Origin of the sequence: Rhodococcus sp. KRD197 (genome assembly GCF_017168235.1) — a bacterium.
Lineage (GTDB): Bacteria > Actinomycetota > Actinomycetes > Mycobacteriales > Mycobacteriaceae > Rhodococcoides.
Map to the genome: position 1 here is coordinate 100,667 of NZ_JABFAO010000002.1, position 15,964 is coordinate 116,630.

Annotated in this window: 18 protein-coding genes; 6 read left to right on the top strand and 12 right to left on the bottom strand. The window is 64.8% G+C overall.

Annotation, left to right across the window (positions count from 1 at the left end; all coding sequences use genetic code 11):
* Positions 1-3: 3 nt before the first annotated feature.
* From J1M86_RS02735 to J1M86_RS02770, 8 genes are all read right to left on the bottom strand, one after another.
* The gene (locus tag J1M86_RS02735) at positions 4-681 is read right to left on the bottom strand and encodes a response regulator (RefSeq protein ID WP_075839289.1); all 678 of its coding nucleotides are present in this window, start codon (positions 679-681) and stop codon (positions 4-6) included.
* The gene (locus J1M86_RS02740) at positions 678-3,182 is read right to left on the bottom strand and encodes a sensor histidine kinase KdpD (protein WP_206508739.1); all 2,505 of its coding nucleotides are present in this window, start codon (positions 3,180-3,182) and stop codon (positions 678-680) included. The genes J1M86_RS02735 and J1M86_RS02740 overlap by 4 nt, the downstream gene beginning before the upstream one ends.
* A gap of 13 nt (positions 3,183-3,195) precedes the next feature.
* Positions 3,196-3,834, bottom strand: a complete 639-nt coding sequence (locus J1M86_RS02745) for a potassium-transporting ATPase subunit C (RefSeq protein WP_075839291.1) — start codon at positions 3,832-3,834, stop codon at positions 3,196-3,198.
* Position 3,835: 1 nt separating this feature from the next.
* Positions 3,836-5,830, bottom strand: a complete 1,995-nt coding sequence (gene kdpB, locus J1M86_RS02750) for a potassium-transporting ATPase subunit KdpB (protein WP_206508740.1) — start codon at positions 5,828-5,830, stop codon at positions 3,836-3,838.
* The gene (kdpA, locus tag J1M86_RS02755; protein WP_206508741.1) at positions 5,827-7,512 is read right to left on the bottom strand and encodes a potassium-transporting ATPase subunit KdpA; all 1,686 of its coding nucleotides are present in this window, start codon (positions 7,510-7,512) and stop codon (positions 5,827-5,829) included. The genes kdpB and kdpA overlap by 4 nt, the downstream gene beginning before the upstream one ends.
* 5 nt (positions 7,513-7,517) lie before the next feature.
* Positions 7,518-7,640, bottom strand: a complete 123-nt coding sequence (locus J1M86_RS02760) for a potassium-transporting ATPase subunit F (RefSeq protein ID WP_083667721.1) — start codon at positions 7,638-7,640, stop codon at positions 7,518-7,520.
* A gap of 210 nt (positions 7,641-7,850) precedes the next feature.
* Positions 7,851-8,300, bottom strand: a complete 450-nt coding sequence (locus tag J1M86_RS02765; RefSeq protein ID WP_075839337.1) for a hypothetical protein — start codon at positions 8,298-8,300, stop codon at positions 7,851-7,853.
* A 7-nt stretch (positions 8,301-8,307) separates the two neighbouring features.
* The gene (locus tag J1M86_RS02770; RefSeq protein ID WP_206508742.1) at positions 8,308-8,856 is read right to left on the bottom strand and encodes an RNA polymerase sigma factor; all 549 of its coding nucleotides are present in this window, start codon (positions 8,854-8,856) and stop codon (positions 8,308-8,310) included.
* 163 nt (positions 8,857-9,019) lie between these two features.
* Here J1M86_RS02770 and J1M86_RS02775 point away from each other — a divergent pair, with 163 nt between their 5' ends.
* From J1M86_RS02775 to J1M86_RS02800, 6 genes are read left to right on the top strand one after another with little or no spacing between them, the layout of a single operon-like run.
* On the top strand, positions 9,020-9,499 hold the full coding sequence (locus J1M86_RS02775; RefSeq protein WP_075839338.1) for an Asp23/Gls24 family envelope stress response protein: 480 nt from the start codon (positions 9,020-9,022) through the stop codon (positions 9,497-9,499).
* Positions 9,496-9,807, top strand: coding sequence for a hypothetical protein (locus J1M86_RS02780; protein ID WP_075839293.1), 312 nt, complete (start codon positions 9,496-9,498; stop codon positions 9,805-9,807). Before J1M86_RS02775 ends, J1M86_RS02780 begins: the two co-directional genes overlap by 4 nt.
* Entirely contained in the window at positions 9,804-10,028 is a 225-nt protein-coding gene (locus J1M86_RS02785; RefSeq protein WP_075839294.1) for a hypothetical protein, read from the top strand. Before J1M86_RS02780 ends, J1M86_RS02785 begins: the two co-directional genes overlap by 4 nt.
* An 18-nt stretch (positions 10,029-10,046) precedes the next feature.
* Entirely contained in the window at positions 10,047-10,229 is a 183-nt protein-coding gene (locus tag J1M86_RS02790; RefSeq protein ID WP_075839295.1) for a DUF2273 domain-containing protein, read from the top strand.
* Complete coding sequence (locus J1M86_RS02795; protein ID WP_075839296.1) at positions 10,219-10,560, top strand: Asp23/Gls24 family envelope stress response protein; 342 nt, start codon at positions 10,219-10,221, stop codon at positions 10,558-10,560. Before J1M86_RS02790 ends, J1M86_RS02795 begins: the two co-directional genes overlap by 11 nt.
* The gene (locus tag J1M86_RS02800) at positions 10,557-11,447 is read left to right on the top strand and encodes a hypothetical protein (RefSeq protein ID WP_075839297.1); all 891 of its coding nucleotides are present in this window, start codon (positions 10,557-10,559) and stop codon (positions 11,445-11,447) included. Before J1M86_RS02795 ends, J1M86_RS02800 begins: the two co-directional genes overlap by 4 nt.
* On the opposite strand, the gene J1M86_RS02805 is transcribed toward J1M86_RS02800, so the two are convergent.
* The 4 genes from J1M86_RS02805 to J1M86_RS02820 all read right to left on the bottom strand — a co-directional run bounded on the left by J1M86_RS02805 (position 11,448) and on the right by J1M86_RS02820 (position 15,936).
* Complete coding sequence (locus tag J1M86_RS02805; RefSeq protein ID WP_307786510.1) at positions 11,448-12,449, bottom strand: iron-siderophore ABC transporter substrate-binding protein; 1,002 nt, start codon at positions 12,447-12,449, stop codon at positions 11,448-11,450.
* Between the two features lie 45 nt (positions 12,450-12,494).
* Positions 12,495-13,247, bottom strand: coding sequence for an EAL domain-containing protein (locus J1M86_RS02810; protein ID WP_206508743.1), 753 nt, complete (start codon positions 13,245-13,247; stop codon positions 12,495-12,497).
* 2 nt (positions 13,248-13,249) lie between these two features.
* On the bottom strand, positions 13,250-14,485 hold the full coding sequence (locus tag J1M86_RS02815; protein ID WP_075839298.1) for a CdaR family transcriptional regulator: 1,236 nt from the start codon (positions 14,483-14,485) through the stop codon (positions 13,250-13,252).
* Positions 14,486-14,610: 125 nt separating this feature from the next.
* Positions 14,611-15,936, bottom strand: a complete 1,326-nt coding sequence (locus tag J1M86_RS02820) for an NAD(P)/FAD-dependent oxidoreductase (RefSeq protein WP_206508744.1) — start codon at positions 15,934-15,936, stop codon at positions 14,611-14,613.
* Between the last annotated feature and the right edge of the window lie 28 nt (positions 15,937-15,964).

A 15,964-nucleotide genomic window follows, 5' to 3' on the forward strand; every position in this document is an offset into this window, starting at 1 on the left:
TTCTCACACGAGCCGATATCCCATGCCCGTCTCGGTGAGCAGGTGACGCGGATGCGACGGGTCGTCCTCGAGCTTCTGCCTGAGCTGACCCATGTAGATACGCAGGTAGTGCGTTTCGCGTTCGTGCTGCGGGCCCCACACCCCCTTGAGCAACTCACGCTGCGAAACGAGCTTTCCCCGATTGCGCGCCAGGAGCTCGAGCACACCCCACTCGATCCGAGTCAGATGCACGCTCTGCCCATTCCTCGTCACACTCTTCGCCGACAGATCGACAGTGAACGAATCTGTCACCACCACGGCCTCGTCGACCGCACCGGGTGCGCGCCGCAGCGCGGCACGAAGCCGAGCAAGCAACTCGTCCATCCCGAATGGCTTGGTAACGAAATCGTCCGCTCCAGCGTCGAGCGCGTCGACGGTGTCCGCAGAGTCGGTTCGCGCCGAAAGCACAACGACGGGAACGTCCGTCCATCCACGCAAGCCGCCGATGACATCGAGACCGTCCATATCGGGTAGACCGAGATCGAGCAGGACCAGCTCGGGATGGAAGTTCGCGGCGACGCGGAGAGCTTCGGCACCGGTGGCTGCGGTGGCCACGTCGTACCCGCGGACGTTCAGATTGATCCGCAGTGCGCGCACGATCTGCGGCTCGTCGTCGACGACGAGGATTCTCACCTTGCTCACGACTCGGCCACCGGCCCCGCAGTCTGTTCACGCGGGGCGGCCAGGTCGATCGTGACCGTCAATCCGCCACCCGGGGTCTCGGACGCGTCGACACTTCCGCCCATCGCCTCGACGAATCCGCGGACGACAGAGAGGCCGAGTCCGACACCGACGGTGGCGTTTCGGTCGCCGAGACGTTGAAACGCGTCGAACATGGACTGCTCGGCGTCTCTGTCGACACCGGGACCGCGGTCGGCGACGGTGATCGAAGCACGGTCGCCGCGGCTGAGCGCCCCGATGCGGATATCGCTACCGAGACCGTGCCGCACGCTGTTGTCCACGAGATTGGCCAGCACACGCTCGAGCAATCCGAAGTCGGCGAGCACCTGGACGTCACCGACGTCGACGGAAACCTGGGCAACCGAACTACTGGTCTGGGTCGAACTGCTCGACAGTGCTCGCTGCACGGCATCCTCCACGTAGATCGGTGTCAGCGTCGGACGGACGACACCAGCCTGGAGACGGGACGAATCGAGCAGATTCCCGACCAATGCTGTGAGCTGATCCGCTGACTCGTCGATCGTTGCCAACAGCTCTGCGGTGTCCTCGGCCGAGAACTCGACGTCGGTGCTGCGCAGCGAGGACGACGCCGCCTTCACTGCGGCGAGGGGAGTGCGAAGATCGTGGCTGACGGCGGAGAGCAACGCACGGCGAAGCTCGTCCGCCTCGGCGAGCGCGTTCGCTCTACTGGCCTCGAGGATCAGGCGAGACTGACGCACCAGCCCGGCCGCTTGATTGGCGACCGCGGTCAGCACCCGCCGATCGCGGGCGCGCGACCGCGGCCCGGCCAGCAGCATCGTGAATTGCCCGTCCGGGACATCGATTCGCGTGTCCGCATCGTCCTCGGTGCGCGGAGGATCGACTCCGACTGTGCAGACAGGCAGACCGGTGGCCTCCTCCACGAGCGAGACTGCGCGCTGGTTGTACGTTTCGCGGACTCGACCCAGCAACGATTCGAGATCCGCGCCGCGCAACACGGACCCGGCGAAGAGCGTCAACAGCTCGGCCTCTCGCGACGCCGATTTGGCTTCGCGGGCACGCCGCGCTGCGTTGTCCACCAGCACCGCGACCGCGACAGCCACCGCGAGCAGCACCACTGCTACGCCGTAGTTCTCCGGCTCCGCGACGGTAAGGCTGTAGCGGGGTTCGGTGAAGAAGAAGTTGAGCGCGAACCCGGAGATGAGCGCGGACAACGCCGCCGGCGCCACACCCCCGAGCAGGGCAACGCACAACACGACCATGAAGAACAGCGCACTTTCGCCACCCGAGTTCAGCCGCGGTCCGACCAGGGCAAGCAGTGCTGCGGCCGCACCGGGAACCGCCACCGCAGCGACCCACGCCGCGATGCGCCGGCTGCCGTGCCCGACCTGCCAGTTCCATCGCCGCGCCCGCTCACTGTGGGTGACCATGTGTACATCGATACTGCCCGAGTCGGCTACCACGGCGGCGCCGATACCCTCGTCGAAGATTCGGGCCGCTCGCGAACGCCTCGACGTCCCGATCACCAGCTGCGTTGCGTTGACGCCGCGGGCGAAGTCGAGAAGTGTTGTGGGAACGTCGTCGCCGACGACGCTGTGCAGGGTGGCGCCGAGAGCGGCCGCGACGGTGCGCACGGAGCCCATCTGCGGCGCGGATACGCCCGCGAGTCCGTCGCCGCGTACGACGTGCAACACCATCAGCTCGGCGCTGGACCGCGACGCGATGCGGCTGGCTCGCCGAACCAGGGTTTCGGACTCCGGTCCGCCGGTCACCGCAACGACGACTCGTTCGCGGGCCTCCCAAGTCTCGGTGATTCGATTGTCGTTGCGGTACTGCACCAGAGCCGCATCGACCTGGTCCGCGATCCACAACAGCGACAACTCACGTAGGGCGGTGAGATTGCCGCGCCGAAAGAAGTTGTTCGAAGCCGCATCGATCTTCTCGAACGCATAGATGTTGCCGTGAGCAAGCCTGCGCCGCAGCGCTTCCGGAGTGATGTCCACCAGTTCCACCTGGGCGGCGCCACGCACCACCCGATCCGGAACCGTTTCGCGTTGCACTACGCCGGTGATCTGATGGACGACGTCACCGAGTGACTCCAGATGCTGAACGTTGACAGTGGAGATGACGTCGATGCCTGCTCCGAGCAGCTCTTCGACGTCCTGCCAACGCTTCTCGTGCGTGGAGCCAGGGGTGTTGGTGTGCGCCAACTCGTCGACGAGAACCACCTGCGGTGCCCGGGCGATCACCGCGGCCACGTCGAGTTCGAAGTTGACAGTGCCTCGATACTCCATTCGAGCGGGTGGAATCAGCTCGAGACCCTCCAGTGCCGCTGCCGTCCGTGCACGCCCGTGCGTTTCCACCAACGCGGCCACCACATCGCACCCACGTTCCTTGCGGCGGTGCGCCTCACCGAGCATCGCCAGAGTCTTCCCGACGCCCGGAGCCGCGCCGAGGTAGATGCGCAGCTCACCTCGTTCCACTGGGGAGCCTCTCCTATTCGGTCGTGCAAGCCGGCGGCGTCAGCCCGAGGGCAACGTTCAACTCGGGAACACCTACCCGCGGCGCCCCGAGTACACCGTACTGCGGGCCCTCGGTGTGCTCACGAACCAGCGCTTGGACGGACTCGACAGTCATACCGTTGACCCGGGCGACCCGGTCCACCTGCACGGCCGCGTAGGCGGGACTGATGTGCGGGTCGACACCGGAACCGGAACCCGTCACCGCATCGACCGGCACATCGGCCGGGTCGATCGACTCTCGTTCCGCCACGAACGCCCGCCGCTGCTGCACGAACGCAGCGAGCACCTCACTACTCGGGCCCAGATTGGTGGGCAGCGCAGCAGACGGGTCGCCCGGGGCGAACGCATCGAGGTCGGCCGCGGAGCCCGTCACTCGGGGATGGAAGTACGGATCAGGGTCACCGACCGGCACCTGGGGATCGACGCCGATCAAAGCACTGCCGACGACGCACCCGTCGGCGGTGCGCAGTGCCGACCCTTCGGCGGTGTGGGTGTCGAGCCGCGAGATCGCCCAGACGGCCGCGGGGTACCCGATGCCGAGGAGGACGGTGAAGACGGCCAATACGGTGATGCCCGCAAGCATCTGTCTGGCGAAGCTCTGCACGAAACGCATGTCAGCCTATCCCTGGTACGAGTCGGACAATTTGGTCGATTGCTCTGATGCCGAGGAACGGGGTCACTACTCCGCCGATCCCGTAGACAAGCAGGTTGCGCCGCAACAGCGCTGCGGCGGACGCGGCACGGTAGCGGACTCCTCGCAACGCGAGCGGTATCAGACCGACGATCACGACCGCGTTGAAGATGACCGCGGACAGAATCGCCGATTCCGGCGTCGCCAGTCCCATGATGTTGAGCGCATCGAGCTGCGGATAGAGCGGGGTGAACATGGCGGGGAGAATCGCGAAGTACTTGGCGAGGTCGTTTGCCAACGAGAAAGTGGTCAGCGCGCCGCGTGTGATGAGCAATTGCTTGCCGATCTCGACGATCTCGATGAGTTTCGTGGGGTCCGAGTCGAGATCGACCATGTTGCCCGCTTCCTTCGCTGCGGACGTTCCGGTGTTCATCGCGACACCGACATCTGCCTGCGCCAGCGCGGGTGCATCGTTGGTGCCGTCACCGGTCATCGCAACCAGCCGACCACCCTCCTGCTCGCGACGAATCAGCGCGATCTTGTCCTCGGGGGTGGCCTCGGCAAGAACGTCGTCGACGCCGGCCTCGGCCGCGATGGCTTTCGCGGTCAGCGGGTTGTCGCCGGTCACCATCACGGTTCTGATACCCATGGCCCGCAACTGCGCGAAACGTTCCGCGATGTGTGGTTTGACCACATCGGAGAGCTCGACGACTCCGAGCACCCGGGCCGGGGCTCCATCGACCGATTCGGCGACGACCAGTGGTGTACCGCCGGCCTGGGCGATATCGCGCACCGTGTCGTTCACGGCGGACAGCTCCGAGTTGCTCCCGCCCTCGCGGATCCAGGCGGCGACGGCGTCGGCGGCTCCCTTGCGAATTCTTCGATCGGCGACGTCGATACCGCTCATGCGGGTCTGCGCGGTGAAGGGGACGAAATCGCCGGGCTCGTCAGTCTCGCCGGGTGTGTTGACACCGTCCACCAGTTCCACGATGCTGCGGCCTTCGGGCGTGGTGTCGGCCAAGGACGCCAGACGCGCTGCGGCCGCCAACTCTGCGGCGCCGATCCCAGGCGCGGGATGCATTGCCGTCGCACGTCGGTTTCCGAAGGTGATGGTGCCGGTCTTGTCCATCAGCAAGGTGTCGATGTCTCCGGCGGCCTCGACGGCGCGTCCCGACTTTGCCAGTACATTGCGCTGCACCAACCGATCCATGCCGGCGATACCGATCGCGGACAGCAATGCCCCGATAGTGGTGGGAATCAGGCACACCAGCAGCGCAATGAGCCTGATCGGGTTCTGCTCCTGCCCGGCGTAGGCGCTCATGGGTCCGATTGCGACGACGGCGAGGAGAAAGACGATCGTCAACGACGCCAGAAGAATGTTCAGTGCGATCTCGTTGGGAGTCTTCTGCCGCGACGCCCCCTCGACGAGACCGATCATCCGGTCGACGAAGGTTTCGCCTTGCGCCGAGGTGATGCGAACCACGATCTCGTCGGACAACACTGTCGTCCCACCGGTCACGGCAGATCTGTCGCCGCCGGATTCTCTTACCACGGGTGCGGATTCACCGGTTATCGCGGACTCGTCGACGCTTGCTATTCCCTCCACCACGTCGCCGTCGCCCGGAATGATCTCCCCGGCGCGAACAACCACCTCGTCGCCGACCTTCAAATCGGACCCGCTGACCTCGGAGATGGATCCGTCTTCGTTGCGGCGTCGGGCACGACTGTCCTGTTTGACCTTTCGCAGGCTGGCGGCCTGGGCCTTGCCGCGCCCCTCCGCAACCGATTCGGCAAGATTGGCGAACAGCACGGTGAACCACAACCACCCGGCGATCGACCAGGAGAACATCGACGGTTCCAACGCCGCGAGGATCGTGGTGAGGAGTGAGCCCAGGAAGACCACGAACATGACGGGGTTGCGCACCAGGTGGCGTGGGTCGAGTTTTCGGAATGCGTCGATGATCGACGTGGCGTTCATTGCAAGCCCTCTGCTATCGGTCCCAGCGCGAGCGCCGGGAAGAATGTGAGCGCCGCGACGAGTACCGCTGTCCCCAGCAGTAATCCGCCGAACAGCGGGCCGGCGGTGGGTAGTGTCCCAGCGTCGGTGGCCGTGCGCCTGGACCTGACGAGCGACCCGGCTAGGGCGAGTACGAAGATGATGGGCAGGAAGCGGCCGAACAGCATTGCCAGTCCCAGCGAGGTCTGGAACCAATCGCTCGTAGCAGTCAGACCGCCGAAGGCGCTGCCGTTGTTGTTCCCAGCGGAGGCGTAGGCGTAGAGCACCTCGGTGAACCCGTGAGCAGAACTCGGTGTGCCAGGATCTCCGGAATTGCCTTGGTAGTCGACGGTCGAGTTCAGCAGGACGGTGACAGAGGTTCCGATCAGCACGAGTGCGGGCATCACCAGGACCGACAGTGCCGCCATGGTGATTTCGCGACGGCCCAGCTTCTTGCCGAGCAACTCCGGAGTCCGGCCGACGAGGAGTCCACCGACGAACACCGCGATGATCGCCAGCACCAGCAGGCCGTACAACCCGCTTCCCACTCCGCCCGGAGCGATCTCGCCGAACAGAATGTTCAGCACTACAGCGCCGCCCCCGATGGGGGACAGGCTGTCGTGCGCGGCATTGACTGCACCGGTCGACGTTCCGGTCGTCGAGACCGCGAACAGCGCGGACGCGGGAATGCCGAAGCGAACTTCCTTGCCCTCCATCATCGCGCCTGCCGCACGAGCCGCGATACCGGTGGTTGCCGACTCGGCCGCCAGGGTGATCGCGAGGGAACCGCTCCACAGCACCGCCATCACCCCGAGCAGGGTCAGACCCTGCTTGCGGTTGCCGGTCATGGTCCCGAACGTGCGCGTCAGGCACACCGGGATCAGCAGCAGGGCAGAGATCTGCACGATGTTCGATAGCGGTGTCGGGTTCTCGAACGGGTGCGCCGAGTTGGCGGCGAGAATGCCGCCGCCATTGGTTCCGAGCACCTTGATTGCTTCCTGAGATGCCACCGGTGCCAACGCGTTCGCGGTTGCGGAACCGTCGAGACCCGTGGATTGGAAATTCGTCGCGAAGGATTGCACCACGCCCTGGGTCAGCAGGACCAGGGCGATGACGAACGACAGGGGCAGCAGGATGCGCAAGGTTCCACGGGTCAGGTCGACCCAGAAGTTGCCGATCTCGCCACCGGCACGCACCCGCGCGAATCCGCGAACGAGCGCGATCGCCACCGACATTCCGACGGCGGCCGACAGGAAGTTCTGCACGGCCAGCCCAGCCGACTGAGTCAGATTCGACATGGTCGTCTCGGGTACGTAGGACTGCCAGTTGGTGTTGGTCACGAACGAAACGGCGGTGTTGAACGCAGTCGAAGGATTCACCCCGTCCCGACCGCCGTCGAGTGGCAGCGCACCTTGAACACGTTGCAGCGTATAGAGAAACAGAACACTGACGACAGAGAAGGCGAGGACGCTGGAAGCGTAACCGACCCACGTCTGTTCGGTCCTCGCGTCGATGCGACACGTGCGGTAGAGCAGTGATTCCAGGCGACTGTGATGGGAGGTGTCATAAACCCGGGCCATGTAGTCACCGAGTGGAACGTAGGCGGCGGCGAGCACTGCGATCACAACACAGATCTGCATGCCCGCGACAAGTGCAGGAGTCATCGCGCTCAGAACCTCTCGGGGTCGAGCAGTGCGACGAGCAGGTACAGCACCACGAGTGCGGCAACGACCACCAGCACGACGTTCACCGCGCCCGTCACGAGTGCACCAGCTTCACCACCAGGGCGCATGCCCCGAACCCGACGATCGTGATGGTGAGATAGGCAAGATCAGCCATGCGAGTCTCGGTCTCCCTCGAATTCGACAGAGGGCCGCCCGGCGGGCGGTCCGAGATACGAGCATCGGCCTCGACGCCGCCCCGCGGAGGATTCCTTACGGGTTCATTACGCTCCGGCCGGTCATTCTTGACGGAAGGCTTATGCCCCGGACATCGCCACCGTTCAAACCTCGATGTCGTCCACTCGTACATCGATATCGGCGCGAACGAGATCGACCCCGAGAAGCTCGTGCACGACGGATATCGCTATCGCTGCCAGTTCGTTCCCGACTGCCTGCAGATCTTTGCCGTAGGCGCCGACGACTGCCACGGACAGTCCCGTGCACACGTGTTCGTCGAGGTACAGCGCGATGTCCGTCGGCTGGGAGTCGTGGACGCCGGAGAGCGCGCGCAGAATCGCCGTGCGGACGACATGATCGCTGACCCGGAGCGAATCGGACGCTCGGTTCGGCGGCGCAGTAGGGTAGGCGGCGTCGACCGGCCAGGTGCGTCGCGTGGTGGCGCGGACCCTGGAGATGATGGTGTTGCTGATGTCGACCCAACGAGGCTCCAGTGGTGCCTCGCGCAACTCGCGAGCGGCCCGCTCGAGGATCCGATCCGGTTCCGGCGTCATCGCCACATCACTGCCATGCCGCCAACCTCTCACTCAGAGTTGCTCGTGCTCGCAGCAGTTGTCCACGAACGGCACCTGCCGACATTCCCATGATCTGCCCGATCTCCGGATGTGTCATCCCTTCCACCTCGCGTAGCAACCAGCACGCACGTTGACGGTAGGGCAGTTCGGCGAGCACCCGACCCAGGGCGTCGAGAAAATCGTCATTGGTTGCACGCTTCTCGGGGTCGAGGTGGGCGTCGGTGCTGCGTTGCTCGAAGATCCAGTCCTCGGCGGGCGGAACAGCCCGGCGCCGACGGTGATCGACCACCTTGTGCGAGACCATCGAGAACAACCACGTCCGCAATTTCGCGTCGCCGCGAAAGGTGTCGAGTCCCTTCCACGCTGCGACGAACGCGTCCTGAACCACCTCTTCTGCAGCGCCGTGATCGGAGAGCATGTTGCGGGCGTAGCGAAACATCTCTGGGCCGTACCGAGCAACTATCTGCTCGAAGGCGTCCGCGTCGCCGAGGGCAGCGTTGTGCACGAGTACGTGATCGGATAGCCGATCGACCATCGATTCTCCGCTCTCGACTCGCACTTGTTTTCCGGACGATTCCCGTTCGACACCGTTCTACCAGCGATGTAAGTTTGTGGTGCGGATCACCACATCGTTCGCGTGCGCTTTCGTCGATGCGATACGACCTACTTGCGACACATTCGAAGACGAAAGGTCGAACATGAGCAACCAGACGTTGGACAAGTCCAAGGAAACCGCAGCCGTCTCCGACAAGACCGATGTCGCCAAGACCGAGTCCGCCCTCGTCGGCAGCACGGGCCGGACCACCATCGCCGATACCGTCGTCTCCAAAATCGCCGGCATCGCCACCCGCGAGGTTCAGGGCGTGCACGACGTCGGCGGCGGCACCTCCCGCGCCATCGGTGCACTGCGCGAGCGTATTCCGGGTGCACGGGTCAACCAGTCTCAGGGCGTGTCGGTCGAGGTCGGCGAGCGCCAGGCCGCAATCGATATCGACATAGTCGCGGAGTACGGCGTGTCCATCGCTGATCTCGCAGCCGGCATTCGCCGCAATGTCATCACCGCTGTCGAGCGCATGACAGGTCTCGAAGTGACCGAGGTCAACATCGTCGTCCACGACGTCTACCTCGACGAGGGCGACGACGACAGCCAGGAAGTCGCCGGAACGCGAGTCCAGTGACCGAGCACGCCGACACTCCCGAGCCCGGCGTCCCGGAGAGCATCGACATCTCCGAGAGCATCGCCGAGGCTGTGCTGGCGACCGACGGTGTCGCCGGTCTGCACGGCGGAATGTTCGGCGAGGCAGCCACATACCTACCCGGTCGACGCGTGGCCGGCATTCGTATCGATGAGAACGGAACCGAGGTGCACGTCACGCTGATCGCGGGTCACCCGGTTCGCGAGACTGCCGACGCGATACGCACCGCTGTCTCACCGCTCTCGCCGGGTCCGGTGCACGTCACCGTGGAGGACGTAGTCAGAGCATGACGCGTTCTCCTGAGCACACGGCCGCTCGACGCGCGGTAGCAAGGCGGCATCATCCCGACGTCGGGGGCGACCCCGAGGTCTATGTTGCCGCGCTCGCCGCCGTCGAGCGCCGGTTCGCCGGATCCCCCTCCGCCATCGAGCAGAGCAGGTGGACGCGACTGTCCCGAACCATCATTCGGTCCGTTCCGAAGTTGCGGCGTAAGCGCTACTTCGACATCTAGCCAGGAGCACTCGAACTCATGACCACCTCGACCATCGGATTGTTCGTCGGTCTGCTGTTGGCCATCGCCGCTGCAGTCGGCGGCTTCACCGGATTCTTGTTTGCCGTGGTGCTCGCCGCAGTCGGCTTCGCCGTCGGCCGCTACATCGACGGCGAACTGGATATCTCTGCATTCTCCCGCGGACGCGGACATGACCGATAGCGACCGCGGGACCCTCGACATTCGCGATCACGCCGTCGTGCGCATCGCCGAGATCGCAGCCTCGCGTGTCACCGGCGTCGAACGGATTGCAGGCGGACTGACATCGCGCACTCTGCCTCGCGCCGAAGCGTCCGTCCGCAACGGCCGTGTCCGAGCCACCATCGATGTCGCCACACTTTGGCCGACGCCGATAGCCGATGTGGCACATCGTGTTCGCCGTGCCGTCGTGGACGATATCGCGCACAGCAGCGGCCTCGATATCGAGTCCGTCGATGTTCGTATGCACTACACCCCACCCGAACGCACCCCAGAACCCAGGAGAGTCGAGTGAACCGGAAAACAGCGCCGGTCCCGAAGGCAGCGCCGAAAGCCAGTGGCGTCGCACTCGTGCTGGCGTTGCTTCTGTGCGGCGTGGCCGTCATCCTCGGTCGCGACGCTCTGATCGATCTCGGCGCCGTCAACGGCGCGAGTTGGATCGGCCCGGCGATCGATTCCGTCCTGAGCGTGACCGTGCAGTCGTGGATGTTGCCCGCCGGCGCAGCGGTCGGGGTTCTCGGCATCGTCCTGCTGCTCCTAGCGCTCGTGCCGCGCCTGCGCACGCACCGCCCGTCGGGCACCGAGGGTGTGTGGATCAAGCGTGGGGCACGTCGGCGGGTGTCCTCCCTCGGCACTGCCGCCGCTGCCGCGGATCGCGTGGTCACGGCTCTGACCGGCCTGGTCCTCATCGCGCTGGGTGCAGCGGCCGCAGCGTGGCAGCAGGATCGCCTTCCAACGTGGGCGTCCGAAGCGCGTGCAACGGTGGAGGCATGGCAACCGGGCGACTGGGATAGCGCCGGGTGGTGGCCCTGGGCATTGCTGGCTGTCGCAGTCGTGCTGTCGGTGCTCGGTCTGCGATGGCTGTACGCGCACCGACCGCGCCGTCAGCCTTCGCGGACAGCAACTTTGGACGACGAGCATGCCAGCGTCGATCTCACCTCGGCTGCGCGCAACGCTGCAGCGGAATTCGAGTCCATGCCGGGAATCGGCTCTGCCACAGCACGTGTGATGGGCAATCCATCGACTCCGGTCGTTCGTATCTCCGGCATCACGGACGACCCCGCCCCATCGACGGACGCCGTCGTGGAGAAAGCCGAACGCCTGCGCATCAGGTGCGCGTCCGCTCTCGACGGCCTTCCGGTCGAGGTCCAGGTGCTCGTGGACGTCAGGTCCGCCAAGTGATCAGCTGCCAGCCAAACGCGGAACGACGGAATCGATGGCATACGGGATGGACAGCACGGAGTTATAGCTGATTGCTCCGCGCTCGTCGAGGGACGTGGTGACGATGGCGTCCTTGCGACCGGCTTCGAGGGTTCCGAAGAGCGGGTTCTCGGCCACCACATCCACGTCTTCGTCGTCACTCAGATACAGGATCGCGTCTGCGTCGAGCATCGCCACATTCTCCGCGGACACCGGCACGTAAAAGGAATCGCCGGTGTCGTGTTCGGTGATCGCCTCGGGAACCGAAAAGCCCAGCGAGGTAAGGAATTGCCCACGCGCGTCACCGGGGAGGAACGCACTGTACTGAACGTCGCTGGCAAGCACTACCACTCCGGTGCGTTCGGCAAACTCGGGATGATTCGCGCGCGTGCTCTCCAGCAGTTCCTGGGTCTGCCGATTCAGTTCCATGCCGCGCTCCGCCTCACCCAGCGCGGTCGCGATCGTCTCGGTGGCGACTGCGCGATCGACCGTGTACGCCGCGGTTCCGGCGGGTCGTGCGACCGTGGGGGCGATCGCGTCGAGCTTGTCGTAGACGGCCTCGTCGAATCCTGCGCTGATGCCGAGGATCAGGTCCGGTGCCAACTCCGCGATCTGTTCGAGGTTGGGTTGGGAGTCCGATGCGATACGCGTCAGATCTGCATCATCCACCTCGTCCTCGGTCCACGGTCCGAGCCCGTTCTCGTAGAACACGAACCCGGTGTTGCCGACGGGAATCGTGCCCAGTGCGATGACGGCATCGGCGTCGGTGACACCGAGGGTCACCACACGTTCCGGCTTCTCGGTGATCGTCGTTGCGCCGAACTCGTGTTCGATGGTGATCGGGAACGAGCCGCTCGCCGAGGCGAGTGCATCGCCGGGGCTCTCGTCGCTGCCGCACGACACCGACGCCAGCACAAGCAATCCCGCGGCCGCGGCCGCGGCGAATCGAACTGCCTTCGGCAAGAACAACACTCTGAGACCCACTGATTCCACCTTTGCTCCACGTTCGAGTTAGGGGAACCTTAGCAGCTAGCGTAGGCGGGTCTGCACGTCCGTCCCCGACGCTGCGGCACCGAACAACCAGCCCTGCCCCAACGTCGCACCCAATTTGAGGGCGCGATCGTGATCGCGTTCGGACTCGATACCTTCGGCGAGGAGCACAGCGCCGGTCGATGCGACATACCTGCGTACCGCGAACATCACGCGCGCGGTGTGGAGTGATTTCGGGCGGCGAACAATGGACGCGTCGAGCTTGACGATGTCCGGTTCGACCACCGAAAGCGCCTCGAGCGTAGCCGAGTTCGATCCCACGTCGTCGAGCGCAATCGCAAATCCTCGACGCCGTGCCGATCGCACCATGGCCCGCAACCGGTCCGGGTGCACATCGAGTCCTCGCTCGGTGATCTCGAGAACCACGTTCGCCTCGCACACGAGTGAGTCGAGATGCATCTCGGTGCAGGCATCGTCGACTATTCCCGACGGTTCGAAGTTCAGGTACAGCGCCAGGCTGTCGGTGAGTCCTGCTGATTGAGCTGCCTTCACTGCCGCACTGCGACAGGCGAAGTCGATATCCGAGACAACCCCACGTGATCGGGCCAGAGCGAAGACCTCGGCCGGGTCGGCGCCCTTCACGGTAGGCCACCGTGCCAACGCCTCGACGCCGACGACCTCGCTCGTGTGCAAGGCCACCACGGTCTGGAAGCACGGCACCATGGAGTCGATTCTTCCGAGGGCCGCGCGAGCAGCGAACGACGTCACCGCGGCAACCGGCAGGGCTGTCATGTTCACTGCTTCGAGTCGAGTGAGTCGGCGATCAGGGCAGCGTGCAGTGCACGCAGGCCCGAGGACTTCATGGGATCGACACCCGTGATCTGTTCGATGCGCTTGAGGCGATAGTCGACGGTGTTGGGATGGCAAACCAGTTGCTTCGCGGCCTTCTTGCGATTCGCCTCGGTCGCGACGAACGCCTCCAGAGTCGGCAACAGGTCAGGCGTCTGGCGCAACGGGTCGAGCAACCGCGTCAGATGCCGACGACCGATACCCGGCCGAGCGATCTGAAACTCCAGCGCCAAGTCAGAGATGCGATAGACGGCAGGAGGATAGTTCAGTCGTTGGACGAGCCGCAGTAGTTCGTAGACATTGTCGGCGGCGTCGGACACCCGTTCCGGCTTCGCGAACGCAGTGGCGGCCGACACTGGAACTCCGGCAGCCTCGCTCAGACTCGCGACGAGTTCCTCGGCCGCGGCCGGGGTGGCGTCGGGCACCAGAATCGTTCCTCCCGAGGCGCTCAGCAGCGCCAACGGCGGCATGGGCGAGCTGTATCGCGAAAGGGCCGATGTGATGCGTGCGAGCTTGTAGCCGGCGGCAGCGTCGTTCCCCCCTGGGGTTTCGGTCTCGTCCTCGTGCGGCGGGAAATGCACCGCGAGAACCTCGTAGCCACTGGCGAGTTCGATTCCGACACGTTCGGCGATGCGCGCGGCTTCGGGGTCGCCAGCGAGCAACGCCGTGACAATCGCGTGTGTCTGTTCATGGTCCTGCGCCGCGGCCGTCTTGTACTCATCGAGGTATGCGGAGGCGACAGCCTCGGACACTACGTCGAGCAATCCGAACATCAATACGGTGCCGTCGACGAGCGCGGGGTAGTCACTGTCGACAGCGCAGCCGGCGACCATTCGTAGACCCACCGAGAATCCCTCGTGGAACGCATGTTGGATGGGTGCCAGCGGAACACCGGCACGGGCCCACGTGCCTGCGGATTGGCTGAGGCGAGACAACTCCGCCGACGTGGGCTGGACTCCGCTGTCGAGAACGTCTGCTGCCAGCGCCACGCACACCTCGGCGATGTCGGCGACGGCACTCCGTCCGATTTCTCCGGTCAGATCCTGGCACCGAGCGGTCGTCAGCACATGCTCGACCAGGCGCGCTGTGGTCTCTCTTGCGACGCGCAGCTGATGGGAGGCGGGCCGACCGCCCAGATTCACACTCTCGGCCGGACCCGCGGGCGACATGGTCGCTGCCATCTGACATCACCTTCCCAACAGACGTTCCAACGCTGTACGTCAAGAAGGTACTCCACAAAACCGACCGTCGCTGGTATTTGAGTGTTTCAAACATACCGGCAGTTTGTTTTAGGGTGTCACGCGAACTATGCCGCTCGCTGCTTTTCACTCGACGGATTTTCGACCGACAGCTTCTCGGCGGCGACTGCTTGCCTGTCCGTGTACTGGAAGTGCGGACGCCTGTCCCCGATGTAGGAGTTCATCCACGACAGGACGGCGATGTAGCGGTTTCGGAACCCGACCAGATACATCAGGTGCACCGCCAGCCACATCACCCAAGCCAGCGGACCGGCCATGTCCACCTTGCCGAACAGTCTCGCGACCGCACTGAAGCGGCCGACGATCGACATGCTGCCTTTGTCGAAGTACTCGAACGGTGTGCCGGTATCGAGTTTGCCCGTGATCATCTGGGCAACGTGGCGTCCCTGCTGCATCGCGACGGGCGACTGGCCGGGCAGCCCGTTCAGCGATGTCACGTCACCGATGGCGTAGACGTCCTTCGCGGTCCCGACAGTAAGGTCGTCGTGGACGAGGAGACGGCCCGCGCGGTCAGTCTCGCACCCCGTCCGCTGCGCCACTACCGAAGCAAGGTCGCTGGCCTGCACGCCGGCCGACCAGATGACCGTCTTGGCGCTGATGCGCAAGATGGCGTCGGTATCGACGTCCTTGACGGTGACCACATCGTCGGCGATGTCGGTGACCATGGCGCCCGTCAGGATGTCGACGCCCGAGCTTTCCAGCTTCTTCCGGGCATAGGCGCTCAACTTGCCGCCGAACGCCGGCAACACGTCCTTGACTCCGTCGACGAGCGTCACCGTCACCTCGTCTGGGGCGATGTCCGGGAACGATGCGGCGAAGTATCGGTGTGCCAGGTCTCTGATCTGACCCGCCAGCTCGACTCCGGTCGCGCCGGCACCGACGACGACGAAGCTCAGCAGATCCCTCTTGATCGCCGGGTCCGATGTCTGGTGAGCGGCCTCGTAGCAGCTCAGGATCTGCTCGCGCAGCGCCACGGCGTCGTCGACGGTCTTGAGCGCGAACGTGCGGTCCTTGAACTCGTCGCGACCGAAGTAGGCCTGAGTGGCACCTGTAGCGACGATCAGTTGTCCGTATTCGATGGTGTGGTTCACACCGGCACCGGTGTAGGTGACCTGGTGCCGATCTGGATCCACGTCGACAACGCGACCGAGGCGGACATCGGCGGATTCGTACTCCGCCAGAATGCGCCGGATGGGGGGCGCGATCTCGCCGGTCGAGAGCATTCCGGTCGCCGCCTGGTACAGCAGCGGCTGAAAGAGGTGCTCGGTGCTGCTGGAGATCAGCGAGAAGTCGACTCCGGCCTTGCCGAGGGACTTGGCGGCGGCGAGGGCCCCGAATCCCGATCCGACAATGACAACGTCGTACTTCTCCACAGCGAGTCTCCCTTCGATCGAACGTGTG

Excerpts from the sequence above, each read along its gene's own strand:
- kdpA (WP_206508741.1), bottom strand. The coding sequence starts at position 7,512 with ATGACTCCTGCACTTGTCGCGGGCATGCAGATCTGTGTTGTGATCGCA.
- J1M86_RS02775 (WP_075839338.1), top strand. The coding sequence starts at position 9,020 with ATGAGCAACCAGACGTTGGACAAGTCCAAGGAAACCGCAGCCGTCTCC.
- J1M86_RS02785 (WP_075839294.1), top strand. The coding sequence starts at position 9,804 with ATGACGCGTTCTCCTGAGCACACGGCCGCTCGACGCGCGGTAGCAAGG.
- J1M86_RS02810 (WP_206508743.1), bottom strand. The coding sequence starts at position 13,247 with ATGACAGCCCTGCCGGTTGCCGCGGTGACGTCGTTCGCTGCTCGCGCG.
- J1M86_RS02790 (WP_075839295.1), top strand. The coding sequence starts at position 10,047 with ATGACCACCTCGACCATCGGATTGTTCGTCGGTCTGCTGTTGGCCATC.
- J1M86_RS02795 (WP_075839296.1), top strand. The coding sequence starts at position 10,219 with ATGACCGATAGCGACCGCGGGACCCTCGACATTCGCGATCACGCCGTC.
- J1M86_RS02770 (WP_206508742.1), bottom strand. The coding sequence starts at position 8,856 with ATGGTCGATCGGCTATCCGATCACGTACTCGTGCACAACGCTGCCCTC.
- J1M86_RS02745 (WP_075839291.1), bottom strand. The coding sequence starts at position 3,834 with ATGCGTTTCGTGCAGAGCTTCGCCAGACAGATGCTTGCGGGCATCACC.
- J1M86_RS02765 (WP_075839337.1), bottom strand. The coding sequence starts at position 8,300 with ATGACGCCGGAACCGGATCGGATCCTCGAGCGGGCCGCTCGCGAGTTG.
- kdpB (WP_206508740.1), bottom strand. The coding sequence starts at position 5,830 with ATGAACGCCACGTCGATCATCGACGCATTCCGAAAACTCGACCCACGC.
- J1M86_RS02815 (WP_075839298.1), bottom strand. The coding sequence starts at position 14,485 with ATGGCAGCGACCATGTCGCCCGCGGGTCCGGCCGAGAGTGTGAATCTG.
- J1M86_RS02760 (WP_083667721.1), bottom strand. The coding sequence starts at position 7,640 with ATGCGCCCTGGTGGTGAAGCTGGTGCACTCGTGACGGGCGCGGTGAAC.